The following is a 3,579-nucleotide window of genomic DNA, read 5'->3' on the forward strand; positions in this document are numbered from 1 at the left end:
CCCCCTGGCAATACCTACTCTCCCACGGGCTCTCCCGCAGTACCATCGGCGCATGCAGGCTTAACTGCCGTGTTCGGAATGGGAACGGGTGTTTCCCTGCATGCTATCCTCACCAGGGGGAAAACTTAGCACCTAACCATTAAAGAATGTGGAAATGAGCCTAAGCCTCACGGTCTATTAGTACGGGTCAGCTCCACGCATTGCTGCGCTTCCACCTCCCGCCTATCAACCTCGTAGTCTCCAAGGGACCTTTAGGAGCCTAATGGCTCAGGGAGGCCTAATCTTGGGGTGGGCTTCCCGCTTAGATGCTTTCAGCGGTTATCCCTTCCGCACATAGCTACTCGGCGCCTGCGGCTGGTGCCACAACCGATACACCAGAGGTGCGTCCGTCCCGGTCCTCTCGTACTAGGGACAGCTCCCCTCAAGCCTCCTACGCCCACGGCAGATAAGGACCGAACTGTCTCACGACGTTCTGAACCCAGCTCGCGTACCTCTTTAATCGGCGAACAGCCGAACCCTTGGGACCTGCTCCAGCCCCAGGATGAGATGAGCCGACATCGAGGTGCCAAACACCGCCGTCGATGTGAACTCTTGGGCGGTATCAGCCTGTTATCCCCGGAGTACCTTTTATCCGTTGAGCGATGGCCCTTCCACTCGGAACCACCGGATCACTAAGGCCGGGTTTCCCCTCTGCTCGACCCGTCGGTCTCGCAGTCAGGCTGGCTTATGCCTTTGCACTCTACGGCGGATTTCTATACCGCCTGAGCCAACCTTTGCGCGCCTCCGTTACTCTTTAGGAGGCGACCGCCCCAGTCAAACTGCCCACCAGAAGCTGTCCCCCCGCAGGATGACTGCGGTGGGTTAGAGATCAAGTTATGGAAGGGTGGTATTTCAAGGGCGGCTCCACTGCCCCCGGAAGGGCAGCTTCCCAGCCTCCCACCTATCCTACGCATCCATAACCTAACCCCAACTTCAAGCTGCAGTAAAGGTTCCGGGGTCTTTCTGTCTAGCCGCGGGTAACCGGTGTTTTCACCGGTAACACAGTTTCGCTGAGCCTCCGGCCGAGACAGTGCCCAAGTCGTTACGCCTTTCATGCGGGTCGGAATTTACCCGACAAGGAATTTCGCTACCTTAGGACCGTTATAGTTACGGCCGCCGTTTACCGGGGCTTCAGTTCGGAGCTTCGCCCGAAGGCTAACTCCTCCCCTTAACCTTCCGGCACTGGGCAGGCGTCAGACCCTATACATCCCCTTAGCCGGGTTTGCAGAGTCCTGTGTTTTTGGTAAACAGTCGCCTGGGCCTTGTCACTGCGACCCCCAGATGCTCCAGAGGCAAGCTCCTTCACACCCAGGGGCACCCCTTCTACCGAAGATACGGGGCCAATTTGCCGAGTTCCTTGGCCGGAGTTATCTCAAGCGCCTTAGCCTTCTCAGCCCGCCTACCTGTGTCGGTTTGCGGTACGGTCAGGTGTAGCCTTAACCCTTAGAGGCTTTTCTTGGCAGTATGGAACCGGCGGAATCGGCTTCACCCCGAAGGGATCCGCCGCCTTACGCGCCTCGGATCATCGGATGCGTGGATTTACCTGCGCATCCTACCTACACGCTTCGATGGGCAAACCAACTACCCACTCCGCCTACCACGGCTGCGTCCCCCCATCGGACGACTACACCTGGCGCAGGAATATTAACCTGCTTCCCATCAGCTACGCCAATTACGGCCTCGCCTTAGGGACCGGCTAACCCTACCCCGATTGACGTTGGATAGGAAACCTTAGGCTTTCGGCGGACAGGGTTTTCACCTGTCTTTTCGCTACTCGTGCCGGCATACTCACTTCCTGCCGCTCCAGCGCTCCTTACGGTACGCCTTCATCGCTGACAGGAACGCTCCCCTACCGCCAGTCCAAAAAGGACTGACCCGCTGCTTCGGTGCTAACCTTAAGCCCCGTTAAATCTTCGGCGCCGAGGCACTCGACCAGTGAGCTGTTACGCTTTCTTTAAAGGGTGGCTGCTTCTAAGCCAACCTCCTGGCTGTCTTAGCGCCTCGACCTCCTTTTCCACTTAGGTTAGACTTAGGGACCTTAGCAGGCGGTCTGGGCTGTTTCCCTCTCGGCCACGGAGCTTGTCCCCCGTAGCCTGACTCCCCCGGATGGTACAGGCGGTATTCGGAGTTTGACTGGGTTTGGTAGGCTGGTGGGCCCCCTAGCCCAATCAGTGCTCTACCCCCGCCGTCCTTACCGGGAGGCTATACCTCAATATATTTCGGGGAGAACCAGCTATCTCCAGGTTTGATTGGCCTTTCACCCCTATCCACAGCTCATCCGAGCAGTTTGCAACCTACACCGGTTCGGGCCTCCAGTGGGGTTTAACCCACCTTCACCCTGGCCATGGATAGATCACCTGGTTTCGGGTCTACTCTGCAAGACTTAACGCCCTATTCGGACTCGCTTTCGCTACGGATACGGAGCTTAAAACTCCTTATCCTCGCCTTGCAGAGTAACTCGCCGGCTCATTATGCAAAAGGCATGCCCTCAGGCTGTGCAAGCACATAGCCCTCGGACTGATTGTAGGCGTACGGTTTCAGGTTCTATTTCACTCCCCTCGACCGGGGTTCTTTTCACCTTTCCCTCACGGTACTTGTGCACTATCGGTCGATGGCGAGTATTTAGCCTTGGAGGGTGGTCCCCCCTGATTCGGTCAGGGTTCCACGTGTCCCGACCTACTTGGGAGCGGCTGAAAGGTTCTTTTTATTCTTTTCGCCTACGGGGCTTTCACCCTCTATGGCGTGGTATCCCAACCACTTCGGCTAAGAATAGAAAGAACCTCGGTCTGTGCGCACCAGACCATACAGCCGTCCCGCTACCCCCTATACGCAACGGGTGCGCCCTTTAACACGTATAGGGTTTGGGCTGTTCCGATTTCGCTCGCCGCTACTTTCGGAATCTCGTTTGATTTCTTTTCCTCCGGCTACTGAGATGTTTCAGTTCGCCGGGTTAGCCCCGAGCAGAAGCTCGGTGACGGAGGTTTACTCCGCCGGGTTGCCCCATTCGGAAATCCCCGGATCATAGCTTGCTTGGCAGCTCCCCGAGGCTTATCGCAGCCTGCCACGTCCTTCATCGCCTGCCATCGCCAAGGCATCCACCGTACGCCCTTAGTAGCTTAGGCTCATTCCACATTCTTTAATGCTTAGGTACTATTTTTCCCCTACAAAATCATTTATACTGTGTTTTTCCTGCTTTTTTACGGCTTTCATCATTGCTTTTTAAAAGATCACCTGTGTAAGACACAGGGCGAGAAGATGCATTCTTTAATGGTGGAGGCTAGCGGGCTCGAACCGCTGACCTTCTGCGTGCAAGGCAGACGCTCTCCCAGCTGAGCTAAGCCCCCACTGGTGGGCCTGAGTGGGCTCGAACCACTGACCCCTGCGTTATCAGCACAGTGCTCTAACCGGCTGAGCTACAGGCCCATAAGCATCTCTTCGCTCTGTGGCTTTACACAATAATAGCCAAGATGGAAGCAAGCCCTGGAATATAAAGTTTTAAATTTAACACACCTTAGAAAGGAGGTGATCCAGCCGCAGGTT

Annotated in this window: 2 tRNA genes and 2 rRNA genes; all 4 read right to left on the minus strand. The window is 56.0% G+C overall.

The window, feature by feature from the left end:
• Nucleotides 1-2: 2 nt before the first annotated feature.
• The 4 genes from rrf to G415_RS0109220 all read right to left on the minus strand — a co-directional run bounded on the left by rrf (nt 3) and on the right by G415_RS0109220 (nt 3,462).
• Nucleotides 3-117 (minus strand): 5S ribosomal RNA (rrf, locus tag G415_RS0109205).
• A gap of 39 nt (nt 118-156) precedes the next feature.
• Nucleotides 157-3,161: ribosomal RNA gene (locus tag G415_RS0109210) — 23S ribosomal RNA — on the minus strand.
• Nucleotides 3,162-3,307: 146 nt separating this feature from the next.
• Nucleotides 3,308-3,383 (minus strand) — tRNA-Ala (locus tag G415_RS0109215).
• A 2-nt stretch (nt 3,384-3,385) separates the two neighbouring features.
• Nucleotides 3,386-3,462, minus strand: a tRNA-Ile gene (locus tag G415_RS0109220).
• Between the last annotated feature and the right edge of the window lie 117 nt (nt 3,463-3,579).

Source organism: Hippea alviniae EP5-r (genome assembly GCF_000420385.1).
In the GTDB taxonomy this organism is placed as follows: domain Bacteria; phylum Campylobacterota_A; class Desulfurellia; order Desulfurellales; family Hippeaceae; genus Hippea; species Hippea alviniae.